We start from the raw sequence: 26054 nt of genomic DNA on the forward strand, positions 1-26054 counted from the left end.
AGAGGAAGAAAATGGGACAGGATCTGTCTGGAAAAGTCGCGGCCGTCACCGGAGCGGCGTCGGGTATCGGCCTTGAATGCGCCAAGACCATGCTTGCCGCGGGCGCTCGGGTCGTGCTGGTCGACCGAAATGAAGACGCCTTGAAGGAAATCTGCTCGAAACTCGACGCCAACGCCATTCCCTTGGTCATCGATCTCACCGATCCGAAAAGCGTCGAACGAATGATGCCTGAGATTCTGGAAAAAGCCGGCCAGCTGGACATCTTCCACGCCAATGCCGGCTCCTATATCGGCGGCGAGGTGCTGGGCGGCGACCCCGACGCCTGGGACCGAATGCTCAATCTGAATGTCAACGCCGCCTTCCGCTCGGTGCATGCCGTTCTGCCGCATATGGTCGAGCGCAAGACCGGAGATATCATCCTGACGAGTTCCGTTGCCGGCATGATCCCTGTCGTCTGGGAGCCGATCTACACGGCCTCCAAACACGCGGTCCAGGCATTCGTCCATACGTTGAGGCGGCAGGTGGCCAAGTATGGCTTGCGCGTCGGCGCCGTCGCTCCAGGCCCCGTGGTCACAGCCCTTCTCAGCGACTGGCCGCAGGAGAAGCTCGATGAGGCGCTCGCTGCGGGCGGCCTGATGGAGGCGAACGAAGTGGCCGAAGCCGTGCTTTTCATGCTGACGCGCCCACGCAACATTACGATCCGTGATCTCGTTATCCTGCCGCAGAGCGCCGACATCTGACGAAAGTGCATCCGCCTTCAACACTCGCGAAACCCCACTCAAGAGGAAACGGCCATGATCTTCGACAGATTTCGCCTGAACGGACAGGTGGCACTGGTGACCGGCGGCACGCGCGGCATCGGGCTTGCGATCGCCGAGGCGCTCGGCGAAGCGGGCGCCAAAGTCATCATCACGGGCCGAACCCGCAATGCAGCAGCGGAAGACCGGCTCTCCAGGGCCGGCGTCGATTGCGATTTCATCGTCGCCGACCTGATGAAGGAAAGCGCTGCCGACGAACTCGTCACTGAAACCCTCTCACGGGCGGGACGGCTCGACATCCTCGTCAACAATGCCGGCATCGCCATTCATGGCGACAGCGGCGAATTCTCGGATGCCATCTGGCGCGAGATCATGACCGTCAATGTTGACGCCGTCTTTCGCGCCTGCCGCGCCGCCCTCGCACCGATGCGGCGTCAGGGCGGCGGCGCCATACTCAATATCGGCTCGATATCCGGCATCGTGTCCAACATTCCGCAGAACCAGGTCGCCTATAATACCTCGAAGGCGGCGGTCCACATGATGACCAAGAGCCTTGCCAGCGAGGTTGCCGCCGAGAATATCCGCGTCAACGCCATCGCCCCCGGCTATATCGAGACCGACCTGTCGCGCGGCGGCATCGACAATCCCGACTGGTTCCCGATCTGGCGCAGCATGACCCCGATGGGGCGCGTCGGGCAGCCGGAGGAGGTGGCCGCCGCTGCCCTGTTCCTCTGCTCGGCGGCGGCAAGTTATGTCACCGGCGAAGTGCTGGTTATCGACGGCGGTTATACGACGCGGTGAGACGCGAATACGAGATTGGGGGAGGGTGGCTCGCGGCCGCTTGGTCGGAGGAGGGAATTTCTCTCCCTCCTGCGTATCTGAATGATCGTGGAGTGGGCCTCGAAGACAAATTGCGGGTCGCAGGGGATGGCTCGCAGATATCGGCGTAAAACGCGGAATGCCTTACGGCCTCTGCATCGATCAAGCTATTGCCGACTGCAATCTCGCCCGGCTTTACCTTCTCGAATGCACGGGCATAGGGGTTGCTCGTGTAATGCTGAAGATAGAGCGCATTCAAATCTTCCCGCATGCGGCCGGGGATCAGAAAGCTGCCGCGGCCATCGGGCGCCTGCTAGACAGCATCAACGATATCGACATGATCCATATCAGCGCCGCTCATTTTCACGATGATGGTTCCGCCAAATGCAACGATCGCACCATTTCGATTACTGCCCAAATGTCTAAGGAGAGGCAAGATAGCGAGCGTCACCCGATCAGGCGATATCTTGGGCCGTCTCGTTCACCGAATGACTTGCCGGGATTTATGAGAAGATCGTTGAAGAAATGGAGGAGGCCTCATCTGAACCTTGGCGCGCGCTTGGCATTGTGAAGCAATTCGGAGGCGGTCGCGAACGGCCCGAAGAGTTTGAGCAGCAGCGCTTGTTCCTCGGCATCTATGCGGTGACGAGCGCAGAACTCCGTCACGGACCAGACTTTCGTCAGATCGTCTGTTTCGACTTGCCTGGGTTCGATGTGTTCGGTCACGGCGTGTCCTCCGAACATCAAGACTACGCCACCCCGGCGTTTATAAGAACTAGCTAAAAAGAATTATACCGCTTTGCCGACCATTGGCTCTCGGCGGACTTGCGTCAATCAGGCGGATACCAAGACGCCCGCCGATTGCGCGGCGGGCGTCATGTCTCACTAAATCTACTTGCCGCCGATTAAGCGATATCGGGATGAGCATCCGTGCCGGTGATGTTGAGCGTCACCTTGGCAGTGTCCGTGTGGCCTTCGCCATCGGAGATCTTGTAGTAACGGAGAACTTCCGTGTAGGTCTGACCTGCATCCAGATCGGAGGTCAGTTCATAGGTGAATGTGCCATCCGCCTTGACGTGGAACATGCCGTAGGTGCCGGCAACGTCGGTAACGGCGCCATCCTTGCCGTCTACCTGCTCAGTCAGGAACTGACGCAGGAACATCTTGCCGTTGTCGCCGGCAATGTCGTTATCCAGAACGTTACCGCCGATGGCGTTGCCTTCGGTGAAGCTGTAGGTATCGTCAACAGCGATCGGCTTTACCTGGGTTACGCCTTGGATGTTCAGGGTGAACAGGCCGACGTCGGTGTGACCGCTGCCGTCGGAGATCTTGTAGGAAACCTTTTCCTGGAACGATTCGCCGTTGGCGAAACCGATCTTGGCAGCGTCGCTCAGGACATAGGTGTAGCTGCCGTCCGGCTTGACGAAGAAGGTGCCGTAATCGCCCTGGATTTCAGTAACCTGGCTGTTGCCGCTCTTGGCGCCAACACTTGCGCCATCGAATGCGCGCAGGAACAGGTGGCCGTTGTCGGAAGAATCGTTGGAAAGCAGGTTTCCGGAAATAACATCAGTTTCTTGAAATGTTGCACTATCATCAGTTGCATGTATCGGCGAAGCCATTGCTCTCTCCTCAAATTGTTTATTAGCGGGTCAATTTCGACCTCAGCGAGCGGCTCCTTTAACAACCTATTAATACTACAAGTCAATGGCCTATTTAACAGAAGGTTAATTTCGATGGCGATCTTCGCGTTGCTTCCATTCTGGCGAAATAATGTCGCTCTCGTGCAAAATTGAAGAAAATTCGACAAAAACTATACCCGGCTAACTTGAATAAAATGGCACCGAGTATATCTGAAGGCGATTGGCGGTGCCCATGCCAGGCCATCCGGGCTATCCGTTGCAATTCTGCTCGCCGAGCCCTATGTTGCTGGATGTACCCGATCCAAGCGGAAATCCAAGCCGTTGCCGGCTGCTGATTGAGACGCTTATGCATCGGCGCGCGCCTTAAGGCTGCGTGATGGGCAATCCCACAAACAATCGATAACGTCGGCCAAGGCCGGCAAAGGATTTCTTTTTGAACAACACACATACAGCCACCGCGGTTGCGGCGGCGAATCCGCGTGAGGATGACGAGGCCGTCAATGTTCCCAGGAGCTGGAAGCCGTTTCCCTGCCTTCTCACCCGCCGCGAATTGCAGGCTCTGATCGCCAAGCAGCTCGGCTGAGCGGCGATCGGGCCACCATCCCAGACAAGGAGAACTCGAAATGCAAGTACTCGTCAGAGACAACAATGTCGATCAAGCGCTCAGAGTCTTGAAAAAGAAAATGCAGCGCGAAGGGCTGTTCCGCGAAATGAAGGAACGGCGCGCCTATGAGAAGCCGTCCGAACGGCGCGTCAGGGAAAAGGCGCAGGCGATCAGCCGACATCGCAAGGCTGCACGCAAGCAGATGCAGCGTGAGGGCCTGCTGCCCGGTCCGAAGCGGGCGGTGGCCGCCCGTTAAAGGCTTTATCCTCACCAGCCTTCCTGGGCTTTGGTGGTTACATTCCCCTGAAAGGACAGACAATGGACGAACTCAATAGTCTCACCGTTTCGGAAGAACGCCTCGAGGATTGCCGCGATGTCGTGGAGCCGGATCTGCAGGATCTGATTCAACGCGCTCTGACATCGGGGTTTTCCCGGGAGGAAGTTCTCATCGCCGTCAGCGAACTGGTCGCCGAAGACTTTGCAATGGTCATGAAAACCCCAAGCGTCCATTGATCGACTGCGTGCCTCGATCACCTTAAGAATGGGCTCATTAGGGCTCGCCGCTGGGAACATCGGCCGCGGCAGATGGTTACTTCGTCTCTTGCACAGATGGAGATGACGATGGGCAATCAAGACGATGCGACACGGGTATGGGAATTGATCGACAAGATCGGATTTTGCATGCTGACGACCCGCAGCGGCGACGATCTGCGAGCCCGCCCGATGTCCGCCTATACCGCGCAGCTCGAGAATGCGATCTACTTTCTGACGGATGTCAGCAGTCACAAGGACGATGAAATCACTCGCTGGCCAAACGTGTGCCTCGCCTTTGCCGACACCAAGGGACAGAAATATGTTTCCGTATCGGGGACGGCCGAGGTGCAAAACGACCGGGAGAGAATCAGGGAATTATGGGCGACGCCGGCAAAGGCGTGGTGGGACAATCCCGACGATCCTTCCATCCGCATCCTCAAAATGACGCCGGCTTCGGCCGAATATTGGGACAGTCCGGGCACGATCATCAGCTATATCAAGATGGCGGCCGCAGCGGTCTCGAACACCAAACCTGATATGGGCGACAATGCCGAGGTCAAGCTTTAGCGCATCGTCGGCCACTACCCCCCTTACAGCGCCGCATCTTTTAGACGCGCAAAGGATGCTGTAACCCCGAATTGCTGCATTATTTTATCCTTGGATTGATTCCGGCTTAAGGAATTATGCGGTAGCCGATGCCTTGACGAAATCGATGAACGCCCTGAGCGGCGCAGGCACCAGCCGTCGTCCGGGATAGTAGAGGAACGGCCCGGAGAAGCGTTGCCACCACGGTTCGAGGATGGGCTCGAGCGCGCCACTGTCGATATGCGGGCGCAGCCAGTCCTCGAAGAGGCAGACGATCCCCGTTCCTGATATCGCTGCATCGACGGCCAGATTGGTCGCTCCGCCGACCCGCACGATCAGCGGCCCCGTCGGATCGACCCGCACTATCTCGCCATCGCGCTCGAACTCCCACGGCGCTGTCATCGCGCCGCTGGCAAAGCGACCCAACAGACAGGCATGGCCGAGCAGCTCGCTCGGATGTTGCGGCCGGCCACGGCGATCGAGGTAGTCGGGGGAGGCTGCGATGGCAAAGCGCTGGACGCGTGGCCCGATCGGTATCGCGATCATATCCTGCTCCAACCGTTCGTCATAGCGGATGCCGGCGTCGCAGCCGGCCGCGATCACGTCGACAAAGCTCTCGTCGGTGACCACCTCCAGCCGAATATCGGGATAGGCGGCGAGAAACGGCGGAACGATGGCGGGCAGTACCAGCCGCGCCGCGCTGACCGGCACATTGAGGCGTAGGGCACCGGCCGGCCTGTCGCGAAATCCGTTGACGACGTCGAGGGCAGACTCCACCTCGATCAAAGCCGGGCCGAGCCGCTCCAGCAAGCCCTTGCCCGCTTCGGTCGGGACGACGCTGCGTGTCGTCCGGTTGAGCAGCCTGACGCCGAGCTGGCTCTCCAGGCGACGCACCGCTTCGCTGAGGAAGGAGGCGCTGCTGCCGCTGACGCGCGCGCCTTCGCGAAAACCGCCGGCACGGGCCACGGCAACGAAGGCATTGAGATCACCCAGATCTGCTTTCACTGTTCGCCACTCCGCACAGCCCGTGCGGATTGTAGCCAATTTTCACGCGCCCCGACAATGCTTATCTTGGGCCAATCTTGGCGTCATCTCTTGAAAGGAGTTAGATCATGTCCACTATCGATCAGTCCGGCGCGTTCAACCTCGGCGGCGACAGCGTGAAGCGGCTCGGCTATGGCGCCATGCAGCTTGCCGGGCCTGGCGTATTTGGCCCGCCCAAAGATCATGGTGCGGCCTTGACCGTGCTACGGGAGGCGGTCGCGAGCGGCGTAAACCACATCGACACCAGCGACTTCTACGGCCCGCATGTTACCAACCAGATCATCCGCGAAGCGCTGCATCCCTATCGCGACGATCTCACCATCGTCACCAAGATCGGCGCACGGCGCGGCGCCGATGGATCGTGGATTCCGGCCTTCTCGCGCGAAGAGCTGACAAAGGGAGTACACGACAACCTCCGCAATCTCGGCCTCGATGTGCTCGATGTCGTCAATCTCAGGATCATGTTCGACGTGCACGGCCCGGCCGAAGGGTCGATCGAAGCGCCGCTGACGGTGCTTGCCGATCTCCAGCGGCAAGGCCTGGTGCGTCACGTCGGGCTGAGCAACGTCACATCGAGGCAAATCGCCGAAGGGCGTGGGATCACCGAGATCGTCTGCGTGCAGAACCAGTACAATCTGGCGCATCGGGCCGACGATGCCCTGATCGACGATCTCGCGCGCGACGGCATTGCCTATGTGCCGTTCTTCCCGCTCGGCGGATTCAGCCCGCTGCAGTCTTCCACCCTGTCCGATGTCGCAGCACGCCTCAACGCGACGCCTATGCAGGTGGCGCTCGCCTGGCTGCTGCGTCGCGCGGAAAACATCCTGCTGATCCCCGGCACCTCGTCCGTCGGCCATCTCAGGGAGAACCTCGCCGCCGCCGCGCTCGTGCTGCCGAATGACGCTGTCTCGGAATTGAACCGCATGGCTGATGTCGCCGCCTGACGGCATCCGATCGCTACGCCACGCTCTCGCATGGCGTAGCGAAGCAATACGGCTCCCGCTATTTCCTCAACGCCGCCGACCGTTGGGGCTATGCTTTCAATAGCGCTCCGGCACATACATTTCAGGCGGAACCGGGGCCCTGTTGTAATCGGCGTTACGGATGCGGTCCGGCAGCTGGATCTCCGGTTTGGGAACATCCTCGTAAGGGATCTGCTCGAGAAGATGGGCGATGCAGTTCAACCGCGCCCGTTTCTTGTCCACGGCCTGAACCACCCACCAGGGTGCATCCTCCGTGTGGGTACGCGCCAGCATTTCTTCCTTGGCTTTGGTGTATTCCTCCCAATGGACACGGCTTTCCATATCCATCGGTGACAGCTTCCATTGCTTCAGCGGATCGTGGATACGCATATTGAAGCGGAATTCCTGCTCCTCGTCGGTGATCGAAAACCAGTATTTGATCAGCACGATTCCGGAGCGGACCAGCATCCGTTCGAATTCGGGCACCGAGCGGAAGAACTCCTCGAGTTCATCGGGGGTGCAGAACCCCATCACGCGCTCGACACCGGCGCGATTGTACCAGCTTCGGTCGAAGAGCACGATCTCGCCACCAGTCGGAAGATGCGGGACATAACGCTGAAAATACCATTGATGGCGTTCCCGCTCGGTCGGGGCGGGCAGCGCGACCGTCCGGCAGACGCGCGGATTGAGCCGCTGGGTCACGCGCTTGATGGCGCCTCCCTTGCCGGCCGAATCCCGCCCTTCGAAAAGCACCACCACCTTCAGCTTCTTATGCTGAACCCAATCCTGCAGCCGCACCAGTTCGTGCTGCAGCCGGAAAAGCTCCCGGAAGTAGATCTTTCGCTCGAGCGTCTGCTCCGCCGGTTCCGACATTCCTTCGGCGACCAGATCGTCGAGCCGGTCTTCCTCCATCTGCATTTCCAGCTCTTCATCGAAGCTGTCGGCGATTTCGGCCTTTATACGGCTGAGCTGGTCCTGATGTGTTCGCGACATGGGTTTCCCTTCCTGCTTTTGTTGACAGGAGCATGTCAGTGCGAAGTTTATATGACGGCCACTGATCGAACGCTGAACGGTTTACCCGGGTCCCTCGTTCCAAGCGCGCCTATAGCTGTCCCGTCCTGAATTGGTCGACAAGATTCCGGCAGGCGCGGATCGTCAGGGCCATGACGGTGAGCGTGGTCCCGGCGATGCCGCTGCCGGGGAAGGCGCTGGCGTCGGTGACGATGAGGTTCGGGGCATCCCAGACCTGGTTGTAGGGGTTGAGCACCGAAGCCTCAGGAGTTTCGCCCATGCGTGCGCCGCCCGTCTCATGGATTGCGGCGCCCATGCACATGGTCTTGCGGAACCATTTGCGGAACATGAAGCGGCTGAAGGCATCGGCTTCGGGAAAGGCGCCCTTGCCCATTTCCTTGAGGCCGGTGGGCGAGCCGATGAATTCGAGGTCGCCGCCAATCTCGTTGATCATGGCGATCAACGTCTCCTCCTGCCTTCTGAGCAGCGCCTGCTCCTCCTCCTGCATGACGCAGCGGATATGCGGCACGGGAATGTTCCAGGCATCCTTGCGCCTGACATCGAGCGTGATGCGGTTGTCGGCATAGGGCAGCATGCGGCCGAAGCCGAAGAAGGCGAGACGTGCATCTCTATCCCCGGAGACCGGCGCGCGGCCGACGCTTCCCTGGTAGTCGAAATCGCCGCGGGCGGCGTCACCCTCGCCGAAGCGGGGAATGAAGATCCCGCCCGACGGATTGTAGAAGGGGTCGGTCGGCGCGGATTCGTCGGGCGCCCAACCCTTCGCCTTGGAAAAGGAGCCGAAGGCGAGGCACGGCAGCTGGTCCATGAAATAGCGACCGAGAGCGCCCGAGCTGTTGCCGAGCCCATCCGGATGTTTCGCCGAAGCCGAATTCAACAGCAGCCGCACGCTCTCTATCGGCGAGGCCGAAAGCACCACTGTCGCGGCACGGGCCGTCGATACCGCTCCCGTGTTGCGATCGATGTATTCCGCGCCGGTGGCGCGGCCGGTCTTCTCATCCGTGGTGATGCGGCGAACGACGGCGTCGTAGCGGATGGTCAGCTCACTGGTCGCCTTTGCTTCTCGCAGCGGTCGCGGCATCCGGTCGGCGTCAGGCGCAATATAGCGCCAGGAGACGACATGCCTTTCCGGCCAGCGGCTTTCAACCGTCTGCTTGAAAATCTGTTCGGCGGGCGTCAGGCTTGCCGGCTTCGCATAGATGCCGTCCGGCAAGGTGGCCACGTTGTCCTTGTTGCCGTAGAGCCCGAGATAGGCCTCGACTTCGTCGTAAAAAGGCACCAGCTCGTCATAGGAGATCGGCCAGTCCACGCCCTTTCCGGCGCGTGAGCGGATCTTGAAATCGTCGTCGGTCCAGCGCAGCAGCACCCGGCCGAAACTGTGGAGGCGCCCGCCGCCCTGGCGGCCGCGGATCCAGAGGAAGGGTTCGCCCCTCGGCGTCGTATAGGGGTTTTTGCGGTCATTGACGAAGAAGTGGCTGAAGCGCTCGGTGAAAAAGGCTGCGCGCGCCTGGATCGGCTGGCCCTTGAGAGTGGCCCGCGCGCGCTCCCAGATATTGATGCTGCTTGCCGGCGCCTTCTTGCGCGCGGGATCGAAATCCTTCGGTCCGACGGCGGGGCCGGCCTCGAGCAGCAGCACCTGTAGTCCCTGTGCCGTCAGTTCCTTTACCGCAAAGGAACCCGCCGCGCCGGAGCCGATCACCAGCGCATCATAGACGATCTCAGACATGTCTTTTCAAATCCTGTCCTGGAGCAATCCTCAAAACGGCGCGAAGCGCGTCCGGAATTGCGGGAAAACAAAGGGATGGCGCCTCACAGCCGCGATCCGTCAGCGCCGAAGAGGGACGCCTTGGCGATATCGAGACCGGGAGCCACGGCATCCCCAGGCTGCAGGGTGACATCCCCCATGAGCCGGAGCGAAAGGCTCTGGTCCGCCCAGTCGAACCAGACAACCGCGTCCGAACCCATCGGCTCGACGACGGAAACCCGACCCGGAATGGTGGGCAGGCCGCTCGTGGCGCCATCGAGCACGAGGTGTTCCGGGCGAAAGCCGAGTGTTGCCGGTCCTTCCGCTGCGTCCGCTCGAAAGGAATAACCAGAGAGATCGACAGTGAGCTCCTTGCTCCGGAAGACCGGCGCGCCGTTGCCGCGCTCGATCCGGCCCTCGGTGAAGTTCATCGCCGGAGCGCCGATGAAGCCGGCGACGAAGAGATTGGCCGGACGGCGGTAGATCTCGGACGGCGAGGCGAGCTGCTGGATCACGCCGTCCCGCATGATGGCGATGCGGTCGGCCAGCGTCAGTGCCTCGACCTGGTCGTGGGTGACGTAGATCATGGTATTGCCGAGGCGCTGGTGCAGTTTCTTGATTTCGACGCGCAATTCATTACGCAGCTTGGCGTCGAGGTTCGACAGTGGTTCGTCGAACAGGAAGACATCCACTTCGCGTACCAGCGCCCGGCCGATGGCGACGCGCTGGCGCTGGCCGCCGGACAACTCGGCAGGACGCCGGTCGAGCAGCTTGTCGAGCTGGAGGAGGGCGGCGGTGCGGGCGACACGGGCCTCGATCTCGGCCTTCGGCAGGCGTGCGACGCGAAGGCCGAAGGAGAGGTTCTTGCGGACCGACATACGCGGATAGAGCGCGTAGGACTGGAAAACCATGCCGATGCCACGGTCCTTCGGCTCCTCCCAGCTGACGTTCTTGCCTGAGATCCAGACCTCGCCTGATGTGATGTCCTGAAGGCCGGCAATGGCATTCAGAAGCGTGGACTTGCCGCAGCCGGAAGGGCCGAGCAGCACCAGGAACTCCCGCGGCGCGATATCGATCGACATCTTCTCGATCACCGTGTGATCGCCATAGGCGATCTTCAGGTCCTTGACGGAGACGGCAGATTGCATGGAAGCATTACCCCTTGACTGCGCCGGCCGCGATGCCGCGCACGAACCAGCGGCCGGACAGGAAATAGATGGCAAGCGGAACGATGGCGGTGAGGATCGTCGCCGCCATGTTCACGTTGTAGGTTCGCTCGCCCATCGTGGTGTTGACGATATTGTTGAGCTGCACGGTCATCGGCAGGTTGTCGCGCCCGGCAAAGACAAGACCGAGCAGGAAGTCGTTCCAGATGCCGGTGAACTGCAGCATGGAGACCACCACGACCATCGGCACGGCAATCGGCAGCATGATCTCGAAAAAGATGCGCCAGAAGCCCGCGCCGTCGACGCGCGCCGCCTTGCAGAGCTCCTCCGGCACGCTGACGAAATAATTGCGGAAGAGCAGCGTCACCAGCGGCAGGCCGAAGATGACATGCACGAGAACGATACCGGCGAGCGAATTATAGAGATCGATATTCGCCATCGCCCGGACCATCGGATAGAGGAAGATCTGGTAGGGGATGAGGCCGCCGGCCATCAGCAGGCCGAAGAGCAGGTTTGCCCCGCGCGGCCGCCAGAGCGACAGCGCATAGCCGTTGACGGCGCCGATGAAGACGGAGAGCGCGACCGAGGGGAGGGTGATCGCCACCGAATTCCAGAAGCCGCTGCGAATGCCGACGCAGACGGTTCCCATGCAGGCGCCCGACCAGGCGGTCACCCAGGCGGAGAAATCGAGCGTGGCCGGCAGGGCAAAGATCTGCCCGAGCCGGATTTCGTCCATGGACTTCAACGAGGTGACGACCATGGTGTAGAGCGGCAGAAGGAAGAAAAGCGCGGCGACGACAAGGAAGGCATAGAGGCCGATGCGCCCGGCGGTGATCTGTGCCGGCTTCGGGCCGTTCGGATGAGGACGGGCCATCACGCAGCCCCCTTTGCTTTGTCACGCATGTGCATGATGTAGCGGAACGGGGCGACTGCGATGATCACGCCGAGGACAAGCACCGTCGCGCCTGCGGTGGCGAGGCCGAGGTTCTGGCGCCCGAACAGATTGTCCATGATGAATTTCGCCGGCACCTCCGTCGCACTGCCGGGGCCGCCATTGGTCATGGCGACGACGATGTCATAGGTCTTGATCACGCCCATGGCGAGCAGCATGCCGGCCGCGGCCAACGCCGGCCCGAGCTGGGGCAGGATGATCGAGACATAGATCCGCCAGACGGGAATACCGTCGATCCGCGCCGCCTTCCATTGCTCGCCTTCGATGCCACGCATGCCGGCAAGCGCAATGACCATGACGAGGCCCGCACCCTGCCACACGCCGGCAAGCACCAGCGCATAGATCGCCATGTCGCGATTGACCACCCAGTCGAGGACGAAGCTTTCCCAACCGAGCGAACGCACGCTTGCCTGGATGCCGAGCGTCGGATTGAGCATCCATTGCCAGATCAGCCCAGTCACCACGAAGGACATGGCGTAGGGATAGAGGAATATGGTCCTGAAGGCGCTTTCGAAGCGGATCTTGCGGTCCAGCGCCGCGGCGAGCAGAAAGCCGAGCAGCAAACAGCCTGCGACGTAAAGGACACCGAAGATCAACACGTTTTGCAGCGATGCCAGCCATTTGGCGGAAGAGAAGAGCTTCGAATACTGCGCCAAGCCGACATAGGTCGAGGACGGAAAAAGCGTCGAATTGGTGAAGGACAGGCGGATCGACCAGGCCATGGTGCCGATGAAGACCACGACGGCGACGAACCATGTCGGCAAAAGGGCGATAGTCGCGGAAATATTGGGCTTGCGTTTGATGGACATCGGCCAGCTCGTTGACGGGTGGAAAGCAGGGCTCGCACCGCCGCGCGAGGCGGCGGCTGGCAGCCATGGCGTCGACATCAGGCCGACGCCACATCCTACTCGAAGATGGCGAAGAAATTCTCGGCCGCGGAGGCCGTATCGTCCGAGCCGCCGCTCCAATATTCGTCGACGAAGTCGTCGAGCGCGCCAACCTGCTGCGGCGTCAGCACGATCGCCTGATCCGGTACGATCGCACCCGCGGCCATCAGCTCGACACCCTTCTGGGCGCAGACGTCCAGTTTCGACTTGTCGACGTCGGAACGCATCGGAACCGAACCCTTCTTGAGGGCGAATTCGACCTGGACGGCCGGGTCCATGACGACTTCGGCGAGAAGTTTCTGCGCCTTGTCGGTCTCGGCATTGCCGGTCTTGGGGAACCAGAGGGAGTCGGCGATGTAAACCATGCCCTTCGACTCCGGCACGATCATGCAGCCATAATCCTTGCCCGGCTGCTTGCCGGCAACGGTGAATTCGCCCTTGGCCCAATCGCCCATGAACTGCACGCCGGCCTTGGCAGTGATCAACATGGCGGTCGCGTCGTTCCAGTTGCGCCCGGCAGCACCCGCATCGACATAACCGCGCAGCTTGCCGAGGATTTCAAGGGTCTTCTTCACACCCTCGACGGATGCCTGGCTCTTGTCCTTGTCGACATAGATCTTCAGGAAGCCGTCGATCCCAACCTGCGAGAGCAGGATCATATTGAAGACCTTGGACTGCTGCCAGGGCTGGCCGCCCCAGGCGACCGGAACGATGCCGGCAGCCTTCATCATGTCGAGATCGGCAAAGAGCTCGTCCCAGGTCTTGGGCTCTTGCGAAATGCCGGCCTTCTTGAAGGCTTCCTTCGAATAGAAGATCCAGCTTTCACCATGGGCCCCGGTCGGCGAGAGATAGACCTTGCCGTCATAGGTGATGAGATCATGGATCGATTTCGGCAGAGCATCGGCCCATTTGCCGGCGGCCGCCACGTCGTCGATCGGATTGAACAGGCCCTGGTTGATGAAATCTGCGGCAGCGAGACCGATGACGCCCTGCTTGGCGCCCGGCGCGTCACCGGCGACGATACGGTTCTGGAAGGCGGCATCGGCCGCGCCGAAACCGGCGATCGAGGAATCCTTCCAAACGCCGCCACGCTTTTCGAACTCGGTCTTGATAACGTTGAGGGCTGCCGCTTCGCCGCCCGACGTCCAGGACGACATGATCTCGATCGTCGGCTTGTCCTCGGCATGCGCCGAGGCGAAGAGGCCGACGATTGCTGCGCCGGCAAGAAAAAGCTTCATCATGGTCTTCATTGTTCCACCTCTTGAAAATGCCCTCTTTGCGGGGCGTTTTGTTGTCTTAGGAATGACTGTCAGCGATAGATCGGCAGGAGCGCCTGCCGGACGAGCGTGAGCCCGTTGGCGATGTCGCGGACGGGATCGGGCGCGGCATCGAGTTCGAGGATCGCCCAGCCTTCATAGGCCCGGTCGCGCAGCAGCCGGATCCAGGCCGGCCAATCGACCTGTCCGAGGCCGAAGCTGCAGAAATAGGGCTGGTGGCGTTCATGGATATGTTTGTCGATCGGCGTGTCGGCGGGCATGGGACCGATCGCATCCTTCCAGTGGGCGATGATCATGCGCTCGTGATGGCGATCGACGAGCTGGATTGGATCGGAGCCGGCAACGATGATATGGGCCGTGTCCGGGCACATGTGCACATAGGCCGGATCGGTGAGCAGCATCATCAGATCGACATCGCGCGCGGCGGCAAAGATCGAGTGCGCCTCGGTGTGCAGCGCGAGCCGCACGCCCCTGGCATGGAGTGTTGCACCGAGCCGGTTCAGGAAATCGGCGATCACCTTGGCGCGGTCGAAATCGTAGAACTGCACCGGCTGGGCGCCGAGCGTCTGGCGTAAGGGGGCGCCGATCACCATGATGTCGCTGCCGCAGGCTTTCAGGAAATCGGCATATCGTTCCGCCTTGTCGATCAGCGCGCGCTGGGCCTCGGGCTCAGCGAAATCGCCGGCCGCCTCCAGTTCCGCGAAGAAGCCGCTGCATAGCGTCAGGCCGCGTCTTGCCAGTTCGGCTGCGAAGGCGTTTACGGAACCGTAGGTCTTGATGGCGTCCTGCCAGTTGAAGGGAGAGAAGGTCAGCTCGACGCCGGTGACGCCCGAGGCCTGGACGCTGTCGAGAATCTTGTCCCAGAAGGCACGCGGTTCGGCGCGGGCATAACCCACGATCGCATCATGGCTGTCGACGCCCCAGAAGCCGGGATGAAAGAATGTCACGAGATCGACGCCGAAGCGCAGCCTGTCGCCAGTAGCCATAACCTGTCCATTTCTCGAGGCATGACCTACCCGCGTGCGGAACAGCCGTTCCGCATCCAATAAGCCATGGATTTTCAACGCATTAAGAAATGGCAATCGTTTGCCATGTCTAGATAATAGCCAAGCTGGTTTTTTAAGCAAGCGGTTTTTGGCAAACGTTTGCTATAAATCGCCGCCTGCCTTAGAGTTGCAAATCGAAGCATCCGGGAGACCGAAGTAAACATGAACAAAAACAAGGATGTGGTGGGGGAGGAGCCATCGGGTGCATTGATGGCCGATGTCGCGCGGCTCGCCGGCGTCGCGATATCCACAGTCAGCCGAGCGCTTGCCAATCCCGGACGGGTCAACGAGAAGACGCGCGCCAAGATCAATGCTGCAGCCAGGCAACTGGGCTACACGCCGAACGCCATGGCGCGCGGCCTCAGGGTCGGCAAATCCAACATCATCATGATCATCCTGCCGGGATCGCTCTACTACGGCGCTTCCCAGATCATTCCGCAGGTGCTGCAGAGTATCAATAAATCGCTGATCCAGGGCGGCTACAACCTGATGATCGCCAACCTCGATCGCGACGAAGTTTCCGAACGGCACATTCTTGACCTCGCCTTCGGTGGCAGCGTGCGCGGAGCCATCATCCTGTCGTCGAAGCTTCCGGAGGTCGACGGGCGCTCGCTGGCCAATTCCGGCCTGCCGATCGTCTCAATGCTGCTCGACATGAGCGATGCCGGCCTGCAGAGCGTCGTGACCAACGACCGCGAAGCCGTGCGCGACGTCACGGCCGAGCTAATCCGATTGGGTCACCGACGGTTCTTCTATCTGGCAGGGCCTGAAGGCAATTATCACGATGTCGAGCGTTATGGCGGCGTGCTCGAGGCGCTCGAGGCAGCAGGATTGTCCGAGGACTCGGTGCATCGCTCGGGTGGTCATCTCGATTATCAGCACGGCTTCGACATTGGTGTCCAGGCGGCGGATGACTTCGCCGAGTTGACAGAGAAACCGACGGCCGTCATCGCGACCAGCGACGACATGGCCATTTCTTTTGTCAGCCGTATCCAGCGAACGGGCCTAAGCATTCCCGGTGACATGTCCGTCGTCTCCTTCGACGGCTCCCCCGTCTGCGAATTCTGCTCGCCGCCGCTCTCGACGATCAAGCAGCCGGTGGAAGAGATGGGGCGCGCGGCGGTGGATCTCCTGCTCGACGCCATTGGCCATAGGCAGACTACGGCGGCGGTTCGCACCGTCATCCGCAGCAGCCTTATCCCGAGGGAGAGCATCGCCGCTCCGAAGAGCTGACGGAGCCGGCCGCGGCGAATGCCGGGGGTCCCAGTCGTCGAAGACGCCGATGCCAGAGGGCCAAACCTGGAAGATATAACTGTCGGTTCGGCGACAGGTACATATTTTAGTTGTCAGTAATACAATCGTCCGGCAACATGATCGGCCAGCTTCTAGAATTGAGTAATATTGCCACCAGCACGTTGGGGAGACGGGCATGTGCGCAGAGCTTGTCGAGCGCCGATTGGCGGCTATCCTGGCTGCCGATGTGGTGGGCTACAGCCGTCTCCTGGAGGCAAACGAAGAGGAGACGCTTAGTGCCCTTCGTCAGCATCGTCGCGAGCTCTTCGATCCCGCTGTCGCGAGCCACGGCGGGCGCATAATCAAGGTGATGGGCGACGGTTTCCTGGTCGAGTTCGGCAGCGTGCTTAGTGCTGCACGATGCGCAGTCGAAATCCAGCGCGGCATGCTGGAGCGCAACATAGGGATTCCAGCCGACAGGCACTTTGCGTTTCGAATAGGCTTGAACCTCGGCGATATCATCTTCGATGCGGATGACTTTCATGGGGACGGCATTAATGTGGCGGTCCGGCTACAAGCCCTTGCAGACCCTGGCGGCATTGCCTGTTCGGCGGCTGTGCGCCACGAAGTCGGAAACAAGCTCGATCTCAATTTCGCAGACCAGGGTGCCAAGACCGTCAAGAACATTTCCCGTCCGGTCCATGTCTATTTTGCCGATTGGGGCAATGTCGCCTCCGGCGAGGAGGTGCCGCTTACCGCAAGCGGCCACACGCAGGCACCCTTCAACAAGCCATCGGTTGCCATCCTGCCATTTGCCAACATCAGCAACGATCCCGCCCAGGAGTTTTTCAGCGACGGCATCACCGAGGACATCATCACTGACCTATCGAATGTTTCAGGCCTGTTTGTACTAAGCCGCAACACTGTCTTCACATGGAAAGGCCGCAGCGAGAACCTGCAGCGCATCGCCAGGGAACTCGGGGTTGCCTATGTCGTAGAGGGCAGCGTCCGCAAGGCCGGCAACCATATGAGGATCAATGCTGAATTGATCGACGCAGCGAGCGACGGCCACATGTGGGCCGCGCGTTACGACCGCGACCTCACCGACATCTTCGAAGTGCAGGACGAGATCACCAAGGCGATCGTCGAGCAACTAAAGGTCAAGTTGCTCCCGGAGGAAAAGAAGGCAATCGAGCAGGCGCCGACAGAGAGCGTGGAAGCTTATACGCACTACCTCAGGGGGCGCGAATACTACCATATTGCCTCGCGCTCAAACCATCTGATGGCTAGGCAGAGCTTCGCCAGAGCCATCGAATTGGATCCCGGCTATGCCCGAGCCTATGCCGGCATCGCGGTTTGCGATTCACGTCTGCGGTCTCAATTCGGCACGGAGATTCCGGTGGAGGACATTCTCGCGAACACGGCGATGGCACTCGCTATCGATCCCAACCTGGCAGAGGCACACGCGGCCAGGGGGTTTGCGTTGGCCGTCGCCGGCAATCGCACTGAGGCGGTTTCCGCATTCGAAGAGGCTTTGTCGCTCGACGCCGATTGCCACGAGGCGAATCGGTACTATGCCGAATTTTGCGTCACCGACGGTCAATTCGAACTGGCGGCTACGCACTTTCAGCGCGCAATGGAAATCAAGCCTGCCGATTATGGTGCGCCGATCATGCTCGTGAACGTCTTTCGTTCGCTCGGGCAAATAGACAAGGCCAGCAGCTATGCGCGGATCGCGTTGAAAAGGGCGGAGGAGGAACTGCGGCTCCATCCGGAAAATGCCAATGTTGCCTGCTTGGGAGCGACGGCGCTGGCCTTTCTCGGGGTCCGCGACATGGCGCTGGAATGGTTGGCGCGCGCGCTGGCGACGGATCCCAACGACATAAACATCCAGTACAATGCCGCCTGCACCTATGCACTGCTTGGCGAAATCGACAGAGCGATCGATTTGCTTGAGGTCTGGATGCCTCAAGTCGGCATCGAGATGCGGCTGTGGTTCAAGAACGATTCCGATCTCGATTCCATTCGCAGTCACCCGCGCTATTCGAGATTGGTTGAGCTGCCTGAATAACGCCAAGTACATCTGTCAGGCTCTTTCTAATTCTATTTTATTACTTGCTAAAATTCTTGTGAGCGCCGAATGTCAACTTAAAATGGCATCACAAAAGTCTTTTGAGGGGAGAGCGGATGGGCACCCGGTTCAGACTTTTTGTACAGCCTCCATTTGATGCTCGGTCTAATCCTGAGATTGTTGAAGTATCGTCTCCGCTGGGTAGCCTGACAGCTGGTCCGGCCGACAATCGCATGTTCGTTGTGGAGCCGGTCGGCAAGACCGGTCCTTACGGTGTGAACCGCGGGCCGCTTGGAACGCCGTACATGTATCTGCCGCCTTGGACCGGCAAAATCCTCGAACCGGCCACCCCCGACGAGTGCGGTAATTTCGACTATCTCCGACCTTCGATGGCTGGCTTCGAAGCCGCGCATGTTTTTGGTTGCGTGCGATTCACCCTGGACGTGTGGGAGCGCTATCTCGGCCAGCCGCTCACCTGGCATTTTCGCGATCATTATGACCGTCTGGAAATCTCGATCCTGCCGCGATGGGACAACGCTCAGTACGGCTATGGTTTCCTCGAAGTTGGGAGCCAGTTCGAGAATGACGGGCACGTTCTTCCCTTCAGCCTGGATTTCGACGTCATCGCTCATGAGGTGGGGCATGCGATCATCTTCAGCGTATTGGGCGTGCCGCGCCCGGGGACCGAGTACCCCGAATATCTTGGCTTCCAGGAGGCTTTTTCCGACTGCGTGTCGCTAATCGCGGCCATGCATTTTCCGTCCGTGATCGACAATGTTCTCGCGGAGACGCGCGGTAACCTCTACCGCGCAAATCGCCTTGCGCGCTTTTCGGAATTCTCGCCACATCGGCAGATACGGTCGGCAAACAACAAAAGAACGATGGCCGAGTTCGCTCGTGGGTGGAAGGACGAGCACGAGCTCTCGCAACCACTCACCGGTGCGATATTCGACATTCTCGTCGACATCTTTCATGAAAGCCTGGTGGCGCGCGGCTTCATCTCGCATGCCGTTGAGGATCTCGCAGATATTGCCGAGTTCGATCCGGCTGCCGAGGCCCCCGTGCAGCATGCTTTCGACCGCGCTTTTGCGGGCAACCCAGATGGCTTTGTCGAAGCACTGCTCGACGCACGCGATATCGTCGGGACGTATCTGGCGGAAACCTTGTGGGCTCTTGCTCCCGACTTTCTGGACTACGGCGACGTCGCAAGGACGATGCTTGCGGTTGATCGGAATGAAAGTGGCGGCCAATTCGTAAGAATCACCAGTAGGAACTTCAGGCAGCGGGCGATCGGCGAGTTGCACGCCGGCGCGCACGTTAAAGGCGGCGAGCATCGCAGCCATGTCCTCTCCGCACGGACGTTACTGCCGATAGATTATCTAGAGCTTCCGAAGATGAAATATCGCGAGAAAGTTCTGCTGTCGAGATCAATGAGCGGTCAATAATTCAACTAGATGGAGGGGGAAGTGGCAGACAATGAAACCTTGCTCGGCATATCAGCGATATATCTGTTCGGGCGCGAGCTTACTGACGTAGTTCTCAAAGGCGGCGACTACCAGTCTCTGATCGGATCTCCAGCAGGAGCGAATAATTTCCTGAGGGGCCAGTTTAGTGCGAAAGATCCTACCCTGGCGCGTATCTACGCTTTCTCATTCGAGGGAACTTTCATTGAACTGAGTCGGCCGGCAATCTTCCTTGTCCACGGCGGCGGCTCGAACCCCGACGATCCCCCTCCGAGGAACATCGATGGTGATATCGAATACGATAGATTGTATCGGTCCCCGGGTTCGAGTGCGCGAACGGGCCTCGGCTCCCAAATTGGAGCTCTCGCCAAGGATATGAAGGTCTGGATCTACGACCGGAGCGATCTCTCGATGAGACTCGATGCCCAGGCAGGGACCTTTGAGCAAATCCTGCTCTCGGCCGAGGTCTCGATGGATCCCCGAGGAATGGCGAGTGGCGGAATGTCCCGATCAGGTGGCGCCCTATCCCGCTCCGGCGGTGTGATGTCAAGGTCAGGCGGGTTCATCCCTCGTAGACCAGGCGATAGTGATTGATTTTACGGAGGACGAGCAAGGGAGGTTAATATGTCTGCAAAATCCAATATTCAACTTAAGGCTGAAATAAGGCGTCTGGACGATGAGGATCCTGTGGAGGCTCCAAGAGGCAATCATAAGCATTTTAAGCTCATAGGCATTGGCTTCAGTCAGGATATGGTTGTATATATATCGAAGAATTCGGACGGTAGCGATAAAGTTGACGTCGAAGTAGTTCGTGACGATTCTGCTACAAGCACGGATAAGGTGTGGCCAGCGGTTGCCAAGCCGGCGCTTGGCGTTGATCCGACCGACTCCAAAAAGCCCCTGTGGGTTGCCATAAAACGGAACGACCAATTTGAGAACGCCTATCAAGGATTCATAGTAATCTGATTCCCGAGAGATCACGTTAATTCGGGTTGACGGTCTGAGATTTCGCCATCCACCGCCTCTTGCGCCGCGTCTCTAAGTATCCCAGTCGGTCGTGCCGCCGCGGCCGACGGGTGCTATAAAGTGTGAATTATCTCGGACGGACGGACGCTTTCAAAAGCGCTTTGCTAATCAATGGATTCCATTTCATCTCGTCGGCAAATTATAAGGGATTTACGGAAGAGCCCGAGCGAGAAACGAGCGCGGTCGTGGTTCGAATCCTATCAAGGCCAACATCGCCGAGCAATCTCTTCTCGCTAGGGCTTCCGGTTGCCGTCGGCTGTGGTTGAGGGAAATTCGCAAGCGTTCGGCGATATGCCCCACAGGTCTCGGATTGCGCTCCATCAAAACTTCGTCTGACCCCATCAGTCGACGCGTCGTGCTACGAAAAATCATAACACCGAGCGACTTGAAACTTCGGGTCCGCGCGGTCGAATTTTGAAATTCCGAGCACGCATATGGACCTCTCGAAGATCAAGACGCTGATCGACTTTGTCGGACGATCGAACATTACCGAGCTGACCGTGACGGAAAAGGACGTGACGGTTCGGATCTTTCGCACGTCGCCGGGTCAGGAGGCTGTTGCCGAGCGCGAGCAAGAGGCAGGATCGACGACAAGCCCTGCCCAGGATGCCTGCGCCGATAGGCCTTCGAGGCCTGAGAAAATCTATGCGGTGAAGGCGCCGGTCTTCGGCGTTCTGCACCGGACCCCGGCGCCTGGGGAACCACCATTCGTCGCAATCGGTGACGAGGTGGAAGAGGGGCAGACCCTTTTCATCATCGAGGCGATGAAGGTCTTCAACACGATCGTTGCGCCGCGATCGGGGCGCATCACGCATCTCACCGAAATCGACCACGGCGAGGTCGAGACCGGCGATCTGCTGGCGGAGATTGCCTGATGCCGGAAACGTCCGAACATTCCGCTGCTGCCGGGCACCGCTTCGACACCGTTGTGATCGCCAATCGCGGCGAGATCGCAGTCCGGATTCAGCGCGCCTGCCGCGAGCTCGGTCTGAAGACTGTCGCCATCTGCTCCGAGGCAGACAGGGAAGCGCCCTACGGCAGCACCGCCGACAGCTTTCTGTGCATCGGTCCGTCGAGTGCTGCCAAGAGCTACCTCAATCAGGATGCCATCCTTCTGGCGGCGCGTCTGGCCGGTGCAGGTGCCATCCATCCGGGTTACGGTTTTCTGTCGGAAAATGCCGCCTTTGCCGACGCCGTCGAAAAGGCCGGCCTGATCTTCATCGGTCCGACCGCTTCATCGATTGCCATCATGGGCGACAAGATTTCGGCAAAACGGGCGATGATGGCAGCCGGCGTCCCCTGCGTTCCCGGTCCGGATACCGCGCTGCCCGATGACCCCGCCACGATCGAGCGCATAGCGCTGGAAATCGGATATCCCGTCATCATCAAGGCAGCCGGCGGCGGCGGCGGACGCGGCATGCGCGTCGTGCCAAAGGCCGATTTGCTCCATGAAGCAATCGCGCTGACGCGGGAAGAGGCTCGCAAGGCCTTCGGCTCACCCTCGCTCTACATGGAGAAATTCTTAGAGCATCCGCGCCACATCGAGATCCAGGTCATTTGCGACGATCACGGCAATGCCGTGTGGCTGGGCCATCGGGATTGCTCGATGCAGCGCCGCCATCAGAAAGTGGTTGAGGAGGCACCGGCTGCGGGAATTGCGCCCGACATCATCCAGCCGGTCGGCCTGGCTTGCGTGCAGGCCTGCCTTCAGATCGGCTACCGGGGCGTCGGGACCTTCGAATTCCTCTATGAGGACGGCGCTTTCTATTTCATCGAGATGAACACGCGGCTTCAGGTCGAACATCCCGTGACCGAGATGACGAGCGGTGTCGATATCGTCCGGGCGCAGATAGGGGTGGCTCAGGGTCACGTTCTGGATCTCACCCAAGGCGACGTGACCTGCGAAGGCCATTCCTTCGAATGCCGTATCAACGCCGAAGATTCGGATAGCTTCCTGCCCTCGGCGGGTGTCGTCACCCATCTGGCGTTGCCGGCGGGACCAGGCATCCGCGTCGATACGCATATTCATGCCGGCTACAAGGTCTCGCCCTATTACGATTCGCTGATCGCCAAGCTGATCGTTCATGCTCCGACGCGGGCGGAAGCAATGGCAAGAATGCGCGAAGCGCTTGCCGGCACTGAAGTCGAGGGAATTTCCACCAATATCCCTTTCCTGCGCGCTCTGTTCGAGGACGGTCCATTCGCGCAGGGCGAGACGGACATTCATTATCTCGAACAATGGCTGAAGCTGCGGAGGGCGGCATGAGCGCGATCGATTTCAGCGATCCGGCGACCATCGCATTGCTCACCGAGGCGTTGACGGTCGCCGGCGTGGACGGTCTCGAAATCTCCCGGCCCGGCGGACAGCTTCGCATCGTCATCGCCGGAAAAGACGGCGCCCGGATCAGCTCGACCGGAGCGACGCCACGCGCTCCCGGCTCCGCGTCGGCCGTCGTGAAGGCGCCGATGGCCGGCCGCTTCTGTGTCGAGCACCCGGCCACCTACGCCGCGCCGCAAAATCTGCCGCGCTCCGTATCCGATGCGGATATCGTTGGCTTTGTCGGGGTAGGGCACATCCTGCATCCCCTTCGCGCCGGACACTCCGGTGTTTTGACCAGGCTGCTCGCCGAGCCCGGAGCGCTGGTCGGCTTTGGTGATCCTCTGTTCGAAATCGAGCTCCCATCATGATCGCCACGACGAACAGACATGCATCGCAACGCGAGATCGTTCCGGCCACCAAAAGCCGGGCGCGGGTTTCCTCGATCGGCGCCAGATCCTTCCTACTCGAGGCGCCGGGCGACTTCGATCTCATCGCGCAGCGGCGGATCTGGGCTCTGTCCCAGACCGTGAAAGGTTGGGCAGACCTTGCGGAAAACATTCCCGGCATGACCAACCTGCTGGTGATCTTCAAGGAGACGCCCGAGGATCCTGATGCGGTGGTCGCCCGGCTGCTGGAGGCATGGGAGAATGCCCGCAGCATCGACCTCAAGGGCAAGACCATCGAGATTCCCGTCCATTATGGCGGCGAATATGCGATTGATCTGCCGGCCCTTTGCGATCTCTCGGGTTTGAGCGATCGCGAAGTCGTCCGCATCCATCATGAAGCGACCTACCGTGTCTTCGCCTTGGGCAGCGCTCCCGGTTTCGGCTATCTGCATGGCCTCGATCCGCGCATCTACATGCCGCGAAAGACCGTGCCCTCGCTGAAGATGCCGAAGGGCTGCGTGACCATCGGCGGCATGCAGACCGGCGTCGCCATGCTCACAGGCCCCAACGGCTGGAATTCCATCGGCTATGCGACGCTTGAGATGTTCGACCCCACGTCGCCGACCCCCGCCATGATGGCGCCGGGAGATACGGTGCGGTTCCTGCCAGCAGGGATTGAGCTATGATCGAGATCATCGAAAGCGGCCCGTTCAACACGGTGCAGGATCTTGGCCGCCCCGGCTATCGCGACATCGGCGTATCGGCCAGCGGCGCGATGGATCCGCTTGCGGTCCGGATCGGCAACATCCTCGTTGGCAATGATGAAAATGCCGCCGCGTTAGAGGTGCAGACCTTCCCGTTCAGCCTGCGTTTCGAGCAGCGCGTGGTCTTTGCGGTGACCGGCGCCGACGGCAATCCTCATCTCAACGGATCGGAAATGCTTGCCTGGTGCGCTTACATCGCGGAGCCCGGACAGGTTCTCGAACTGAAACAGCCTCCACGGCTGGCGCGCTCCTATATCTCGGTCGGAGGTGGGCTGGATATCCCCGTTATCATGGGCTCGCGAAGCACGTCGCTGCGCGGCGGCTTTGGCGGCAATGCCGGCCGGCCTCTGGCGAAGGGCGATCGGATCGCGGTCGGCGAGGACGCAGAGATCGCCATGCTGCCGGCCTCGGGTCTTGCCGTCGTCGAACCGGCCGTGGCACTGCGCGATGTCTTCCCGGCTGCTGTCGACGGCACGCTGCCGATCCGTGCCCTGCCGGCCGGCGAGCACGATCTTTTCGCCGGAGATGGCGAAGCCTTCTGGAGCCAGACCTGGAGGATTTCCTCGCGAAGCGACCGGACGGGCTACCGATTGTCAGGCGAGCCGATCAAGCCGACGGCATCCATCGAGATGCGCTCCCACGGCGTCGTGCCCGGCGTGATCCAGGTCCCGCCCGGCGGCGAGCCGATCGTGCAGATGAGCGATGCCAACACCGCCGGCGGCTATCCGAAGATCGCCGGCGTGATCGAGTGCGACCTGTGGCGGCTCGGGCAAGCCCGTATCGGCGCCCGCCTGAGCTTCGTTCGCTCGACGCATGCCGAGGCGCGTGCGGTGGAGCAGGCCGTCGCCCGCTATGTCGACGACGTCAGGCAAACGTCCCGGATGGTCAAGCGCGCCCTGAAGGCGATGGCCTGATGTGGGCGGCATGCGGGAACACAAAGACATACCAGCCGTCAAAGGGAGGAACCGATGAAGATCGATCTGAATTCCGACATGGGCGAAGGTTTTGGCCCCTACCGGCTGTGCGACGACGAAGCGATGATGAAACTCGTCTCGTCGGCCAACATCGCCTGCGGTTTCCATGGCGGCGACCCCGATACGATGGGGCGTATGGTCCGGCTTGCGAAACTGAACGGCGTCGGCATCGGCGCGCATCCGGGCTTGCCCGATCGGCTGGGGTTCGGCCGGCGCGAAATAGCGTTTTCGGCAGACGAGCTTCGCCAGCAGATGCTCTATCAGCTCGGCGCCCTGATGGCGATCGCCAAAGCCGAGGGTGTCACTGTCTCCCATATCAGCTTCCACGCGGCCATGGGCAATATGGTCAACCGCGATCCTGTGCTGGCCGATCTGATGATGGATGCGATCGCCACGGTCGATGCTGGTCTCGTCGTCTTCGTGACCCATGGCAGCGAGATTCAGCAGGCGGCCAGACGCGCGCACTTGAAGACCCTGGCGCTTTTCCTTGCGGACCGGGCCTATGACGCCGGCGGAAAACTCGTCGCGCGCGGGCTCGCTGGCGCCGTCATCAAGGACGAAGCCGCGGTGCGTGCGCGTGTGCGACAATTCCTGCTCGAAGGAATCGTCGATACAATCGACGGAGCCGTGATCGCGATGCCGGCCCGCTCCATTCTCGTCCATAGCGACACACCCGGCGCCCTCGAGCTTGCCGGCATCGTACGCGGCGAAATCGAAGCCACGGGTGCTGCGCTAGCGCCTGCCGCCGAACTCGCCGACTGACGCAATCC

28 protein-coding genes and 1 pseudogene are annotated in these 26054 nt (G+C 60.4%); 18 read left to right on the forward strand and 11 right to left on the reverse strand.

Annotated elements, in window-relative coordinates:
- The first annotated feature begins 11 nt into the window (after positions 1–11).
- Positions 12–740: an SDR family oxidoreductase gene (locus OLZ32_RS22265; protein WP_003538339.1), complete on the forward strand. Its 729-nt coding sequence runs from the start codon at positions 12–14 to the stop codon at positions 738–740.
- A 54-nt stretch (positions 741–794) separates the two neighbouring features.
- Complete coding sequence (locus OLZ32_RS22270; protein WP_003538341.1) at positions 795–1559, forward strand: SDR family NAD(P)-dependent oxidoreductase; 765 nt, start codon at positions 795–797, stop codon at positions 1557–1559.
- Positions 1560–1686: 127 nt separating this feature from the next.
- Here the strand turns inward: OLZ32_RS22270 and OLZ32_RS22275 are convergent.
- The 3 genes and pseudogenes from OLZ32_RS22275 to OLZ32_RS22285 form a co-directional block, all read right to left on the reverse strand.
- A pseudogene (locus OLZ32_RS22275) lies at positions 1687–2028 on the reverse strand (helix-turn-helix transcriptional regulator); the annotation flags it as partial.
- 86 nt (positions 2029–2114) lie between these two features.
- Entirely contained in the window at positions 2115–2303 is a 189-nt protein-coding gene (locus OLZ32_RS22280; RefSeq protein ID WP_003555203.1) for a hypothetical protein, read from the reverse strand.
- Between the two features lie 179 nt (positions 2304–2482).
- Positions 2483–3196: an Ig-like domain-containing protein gene (locus OLZ32_RS22285; RefSeq protein ID WP_003538344.1), complete on the reverse strand. Its 714-nt coding sequence runs from the start codon at positions 3194–3196 to the stop codon at positions 2483–2485.
- A 454-nt stretch (positions 3197–3650) separates the two neighbouring features.
- Between OLZ32_RS22285 and OLZ32_RS22290 the strand changes: the two genes are divergently transcribed.
- The 4 genes from OLZ32_RS22290 to OLZ32_RS22305 all read left to right on the forward strand — a co-directional run bounded on the left by OLZ32_RS22290 (position 3651) and on the right by OLZ32_RS22305 (position 4922).
- Complete coding sequence (locus OLZ32_RS22290) at positions 3651–3800, forward strand: hypothetical protein (RefSeq protein ID WP_017992539.1); 150 nt, start codon at positions 3651–3653, stop codon at positions 3798–3800.
- A gap of 40 nt (positions 3801–3840) precedes the next feature.
- Positions 3841–4077, forward strand: coding sequence for a 30S ribosomal protein S21 (rpsU, locus tag OLZ32_RS22295; protein WP_003538346.1), 237 nt, complete (start codon positions 3841–3843; stop codon positions 4075–4077).
- Positions 4078–4139: 62 nt separating this feature from the next.
- Positions 4140–4334, forward strand: coding sequence for a hypothetical protein (locus OLZ32_RS22300; RefSeq protein ID WP_003538349.1), 195 nt, complete (start codon positions 4140–4142; stop codon positions 4332–4334).
- 108 nt (positions 4335–4442) lie between these two features.
- Positions 4443–4922 (forward strand): pyridoxamine 5'-phosphate oxidase family protein, encoded by a 480-nt coding sequence (locus tag OLZ32_RS22305; protein ID WP_003538350.1) that lies wholly within the window; start codon positions 4443–4445, stop codon positions 4920–4922.
- Between the two features lie 114 nt (positions 4923–5036).
- Here OLZ32_RS22305 and OLZ32_RS22310 read toward each other — a convergent pair whose 3' ends face one another.
- Positions 5037–5945 carry a LysR family transcriptional regulator gene (locus OLZ32_RS22310; protein ID WP_264422609.1) on the reverse strand — a complete coding sequence of 303 codons (909 nt, stop codon included), beginning with the start codon at positions 5943–5945 and terminating at the stop codon, positions 5037–5039.
- Between the two features lie 107 nt (positions 5946–6052).
- On the opposite strand from OLZ32_RS22310, the gene OLZ32_RS22315 reads away from it, so the two are divergent.
- Positions 6053–6928 (forward strand): aldo/keto reductase family oxidoreductase, encoded by an 876-nt coding sequence (locus OLZ32_RS22315; protein ID WP_003538354.1) that lies wholly within the window; start codon positions 6053–6055, stop codon positions 6926–6928.
- A 96-nt stretch (positions 6929–7024) separates the two neighbouring features.
- Here the strand turns inward: OLZ32_RS22315 and ppk2 are convergent, their stop codons facing one another.
- The 7 genes from ppk2 to OLZ32_RS22350 form a co-directional block, all read right to left on the reverse strand.
- Positions 7025–7939: a polyphosphate kinase 2 gene (gene ppk2, locus OLZ32_RS22320; RefSeq protein WP_003538356.1), complete on the reverse strand. Its 915-nt coding sequence runs from the start codon at positions 7937–7939 to the stop codon at positions 7025–7027.
- A 109-nt stretch (positions 7940–8048) separates the two neighbouring features.
- Entirely contained in the window at positions 8049–9701 is a 1653-nt protein-coding gene (locus tag OLZ32_RS22325) for a GMC oxidoreductase (RefSeq protein ID WP_003538358.1), read from the reverse strand.
- An 83-nt stretch (positions 9702–9784) separates the two neighbouring features.
- Entirely contained in the window at positions 9785–10867 is a 1083-nt protein-coding gene (locus tag OLZ32_RS22330; protein WP_003538361.1) for an ABC transporter ATP-binding protein, read from the reverse strand.
- A 7-nt stretch (positions 10868–10874) separates the two neighbouring features.
- Positions 10875–11759 carry a carbohydrate ABC transporter permease gene (locus OLZ32_RS22335; RefSeq protein WP_264422611.1) on the reverse strand — a complete coding sequence of 295 codons (885 nt, stop codon included), beginning with the start codon at positions 11757–11759 and terminating at the stop codon, positions 10875–10877.
- Positions 11759–12646 carry a carbohydrate ABC transporter permease gene (locus OLZ32_RS22340; RefSeq protein ID WP_003538369.1) on the reverse strand — a complete coding sequence of 296 codons (888 nt, stop codon included), beginning with the start codon at positions 12644–12646 and terminating at the stop codon, positions 11759–11761. Before OLZ32_RS22340 ends, OLZ32_RS22335 begins: the two co-directional genes overlap by 1 nt.
- A 95-nt stretch (positions 12647–12741) precedes the next feature.
- A complete protein-coding gene (locus OLZ32_RS22345; RefSeq protein ID WP_264422614.1) occupies positions 12742–13974 on the reverse strand; it encodes an ABC transporter substrate-binding protein in 1233 nt (410 codons plus the stop codon).
- Positions 13975–14033: 59 nt separating this feature from the next.
- Entirely contained in the window at positions 14034–14987 is a 954-nt protein-coding gene (locus tag OLZ32_RS22350; RefSeq protein ID WP_264422617.1) for a sugar phosphate isomerase/epimerase family protein, read from the reverse strand.
- 222 nt (positions 14988–15209) lie between these two features.
- On the opposite strand from OLZ32_RS22350, the gene OLZ32_RS22355 reads away from it, so the two are divergent.
- The 11 genes from OLZ32_RS22355 (at position 15210) to OLZ32_RS22405 (ending at position 26046) form a co-directional block, all read left to right on the forward strand.
- Complete coding sequence (locus tag OLZ32_RS22355; protein WP_264422620.1) at positions 15210–16280, forward strand: LacI family DNA-binding transcriptional regulator; 1071 nt, start codon at positions 15210–15212, stop codon at positions 16278–16280.
- A gap of 196 nt (positions 16281–16476) precedes the next feature.
- Positions 16477–18351: an adenylate/guanylate cyclase domain-containing protein gene (locus OLZ32_RS22360; RefSeq protein ID WP_264422622.1), complete on the forward strand. Its 1875-nt coding sequence runs from the start codon at positions 16477–16479 to the stop codon at positions 18349–18351.
- Between the two features lie 116 nt (positions 18352–18467).
- Complete coding sequence (locus tag OLZ32_RS22365) at positions 18468–19796, forward strand: gluzincin family metallopeptidase (RefSeq protein WP_264422624.1); 1329 nt, start codon at positions 18468–18470, stop codon at positions 19794–19796.
- 9 nt (positions 19797–19805) lie between these two features.
- Positions 19806–20408: a hypothetical protein gene (locus tag OLZ32_RS22370; protein WP_264422626.1), complete on the forward strand. Its 603-nt coding sequence runs from the start codon at positions 19806–19808 to the stop codon at positions 20406–20408.
- Between the two features lie 30 nt (positions 20409–20438).
- A complete protein-coding gene (locus OLZ32_RS22375) occupies positions 20439–20780 on the forward strand; it encodes a hypothetical protein (protein ID WP_264422627.1) in 342 nt (113 codons plus the stop codon).
- Between the two features lie 494 nt (positions 20781–21274).
- The gene (locus tag OLZ32_RS22380; RefSeq protein WP_264422629.1) at positions 21275–21715 is read left to right on the forward strand and encodes an acetyl-CoA carboxylase biotin carboxyl carrier protein; all 441 of its coding nucleotides are present in this window, start codon (positions 21275–21277) and stop codon (positions 21713–21715) included.
- The gene (locus OLZ32_RS22385) at positions 21715–23106 is read left to right on the forward strand and encodes an acetyl-CoA carboxylase biotin carboxylase subunit (protein WP_264422631.1); all 1392 of its coding nucleotides are present in this window, start codon (positions 21715–21717) and stop codon (positions 23104–23106) included. The genes OLZ32_RS22380 and OLZ32_RS22385 overlap by 1 nt, the downstream gene beginning before the upstream one ends.
- Positions 23103–23528: an acetyl-CoA carboxylase biotin carboxyl carrier protein gene (locus OLZ32_RS22390; protein WP_264422633.1), complete on the forward strand. Its 426-nt coding sequence runs from the start codon at positions 23103–23105 to the stop codon at positions 23526–23528. Before OLZ32_RS22385 ends, OLZ32_RS22390 begins: the two co-directional genes overlap by 4 nt.
- Entirely contained in the window at positions 23525–24232 is a 708-nt protein-coding gene (gene pxpB, locus OLZ32_RS22395) for a 5-oxoprolinase subunit PxpB (protein ID WP_264422635.1), read from the forward strand. Before OLZ32_RS22390 ends, pxpB begins: the two co-directional genes overlap by 4 nt.
- Positions 24229–25224: a 5-oxoprolinase subunit C family protein gene (locus OLZ32_RS22400; protein ID WP_264422637.1), complete on the forward strand. Its 996-nt coding sequence runs from the start codon at positions 24229–24231 to the stop codon at positions 25222–25224. Before pxpB ends, OLZ32_RS22400 begins: the two co-directional genes overlap by 4 nt.
- Positions 25225–25278: 54 nt before the next feature.
- Positions 25279–26046 carry a 5-oxoprolinase subunit PxpA gene (locus OLZ32_RS22405; RefSeq protein ID WP_264422639.1) on the forward strand — a complete coding sequence of 256 codons (768 nt, stop codon included), beginning with the start codon at positions 25279–25281 and terminating at the stop codon, positions 26044–26046.
- Positions 26047–26054 lie beyond the last annotated feature (8 nt).

Origin of the sequence: Rhizobium acaciae (assembly GCF_025941625.1) — a bacterium.
GTDB lineage: Bacteria > Pseudomonadota > Alphaproteobacteria > Rhizobiales > Rhizobiaceae > Rhizobium > Rhizobium acaciae.

Excerpts from the sequence above, each read along its gene's own strand:
- OLZ32_RS22335 (WP_264422611.1), bottom strand. The coding sequence starts at position 11,759 with ATGGCCCGTCCTCATCCGAACGGCCCGAAGCCGGCACAGATCACCGCC.
- OLZ32_RS22345 (WP_264422614.1), bottom strand. The coding sequence starts at position 13,974 with ATGAAGACCATGATGAAGCTTTTTCTTGCCGGCGCAGCAATCGTCGGC.
- OLZ32_RS22405 (WP_264422639.1), top strand. The coding sequence starts at position 25,279 with ATGAAGATCGATCTGAATTCCGACATGGGCGAAGGTTTTGGCCCCTAC.
- OLZ32_RS22270 (WP_003538341.1), top strand. The coding sequence starts at position 795 with ATGATCTTCGACAGATTTCGCCTGAACGGACAGGTGGCACTGGTGACC.
- OLZ32_RS22300 (WP_003538349.1), top strand. The coding sequence starts at position 4,140 with ATGGACGAACTCAATAGTCTCACCGTTTCGGAAGAACGCCTCGAGGAT.
- OLZ32_RS22325 (WP_003538358.1), bottom strand. The coding sequence starts at position 9,701 with ATGTCTGAGATCGTCTATGATGCGCTGGTGATCGGCTCCGGCGCGGCG.
- OLZ32_RS22375 (WP_264422627.1), top strand. The coding sequence starts at position 20,439 with ATGTCTGCAAAATCCAATATTCAACTTAAGGCTGAAATAAGGCGTCTG.
- OLZ32_RS22350 (WP_264422617.1), bottom strand. The coding sequence starts at position 14,987 with ATGGCTACTGGCGACAGGCTGCGCTTCGGCGTCGATCTCGTGACATTC.
- OLZ32_RS22390 (WP_264422633.1), top strand. The coding sequence starts at position 23,103 with ATGAGCGCGATCGATTTCAGCGATCCGGCGACCATCGCATTGCTCACC.
- OLZ32_RS22340 (WP_003538369.1), bottom strand. The coding sequence starts at position 12,646 with ATGTCCATCAAACGCAAGCCCAATATTTCCGCGACTATCGCCCTTTTG.
- OLZ32_RS22265 (WP_003538339.1), top strand. The coding sequence starts at position 12 with ATGGGACAGGATCTGTCTGGAAAAGTCGCGGCCGTCACCGGAGCGGCG.
- OLZ32_RS22315 (WP_003538354.1), top strand. The coding sequence starts at position 6,053 with ATGTCCACTATCGATCAGTCCGGCGCGTTCAACCTCGGCGGCGACAGC.
- OLZ32_RS22385 (WP_264422631.1), top strand. The coding sequence starts at position 21,715 with ATGCCGGAAACGTCCGAACATTCCGCTGCTGCCGGGCACCGCTTCGAC.
- OLZ32_RS22330 (WP_003538361.1), bottom strand. The coding sequence starts at position 10,867 with ATGCAATCTGCCGTCTCCGTCAAGGACCTGAAGATCGCCTATGGCGAT.
- OLZ32_RS22400 (WP_264422637.1), top strand. The coding sequence starts at position 24,229 with ATGATCGAGATCATCGAAAGCGGCCCGTTCAACACGGTGCAGGATCTT.
- ppk2 (WP_003538356.1), bottom strand. The coding sequence starts at position 7,939 with ATGTCGCGAACACATCAGGACCAGCTCAGCCGTATAAAGGCCGAAATC.
- OLZ32_RS22370 (WP_264422626.1), top strand. The coding sequence starts at position 19,806 with ATGGAGGGGGAAGTGGCAGACAATGAAACCTTGCTCGGCATATCAGCG.
- pxpB (WP_264422635.1), top strand. The coding sequence starts at position 23,525 with ATGATCGCCACGACGAACAGACATGCATCGCAACGCGAGATCGTTCCG.
- OLZ32_RS22305 (WP_003538350.1), top strand. The coding sequence starts at position 4,443 with ATGGGCAATCAAGACGATGCGACACGGGTATGGGAATTGATCGACAAG.
- OLZ32_RS22360 (WP_264422622.1), top strand. The coding sequence starts at position 16,477 with ATGTGCGCAGAGCTTGTCGAGCGCCGATTGGCGGCTATCCTGGCTGCC.
- OLZ32_RS22380 (WP_264422629.1), top strand. The coding sequence starts at position 21,275 with ATGGACCTCTCGAAGATCAAGACGCTGATCGACTTTGTCGGACGATCG.
- OLZ32_RS22285 (WP_003538344.1), bottom strand. The coding sequence starts at position 3,196 with ATGGCTTCGCCGATACATGCAACTGATGATAGTGCAACATTTCAAGAA.
- OLZ32_RS22355 (WP_264422620.1), top strand. The coding sequence starts at position 15,210 with ATGAACAAAAACAAGGATGTGGTGGGGGAGGAGCCATCGGGTGCATTG.
- rpsU (WP_003538346.1), top strand. The coding sequence starts at position 3,841 with ATGCAAGTACTCGTCAGAGACAACAATGTCGATCAAGCGCTCAGAGTC.
- OLZ32_RS22365 (WP_264422624.1), top strand. The coding sequence starts at position 18,468 with ATGGGCACCCGGTTCAGACTTTTTGTACAGCCTCCATTTGATGCTCGG.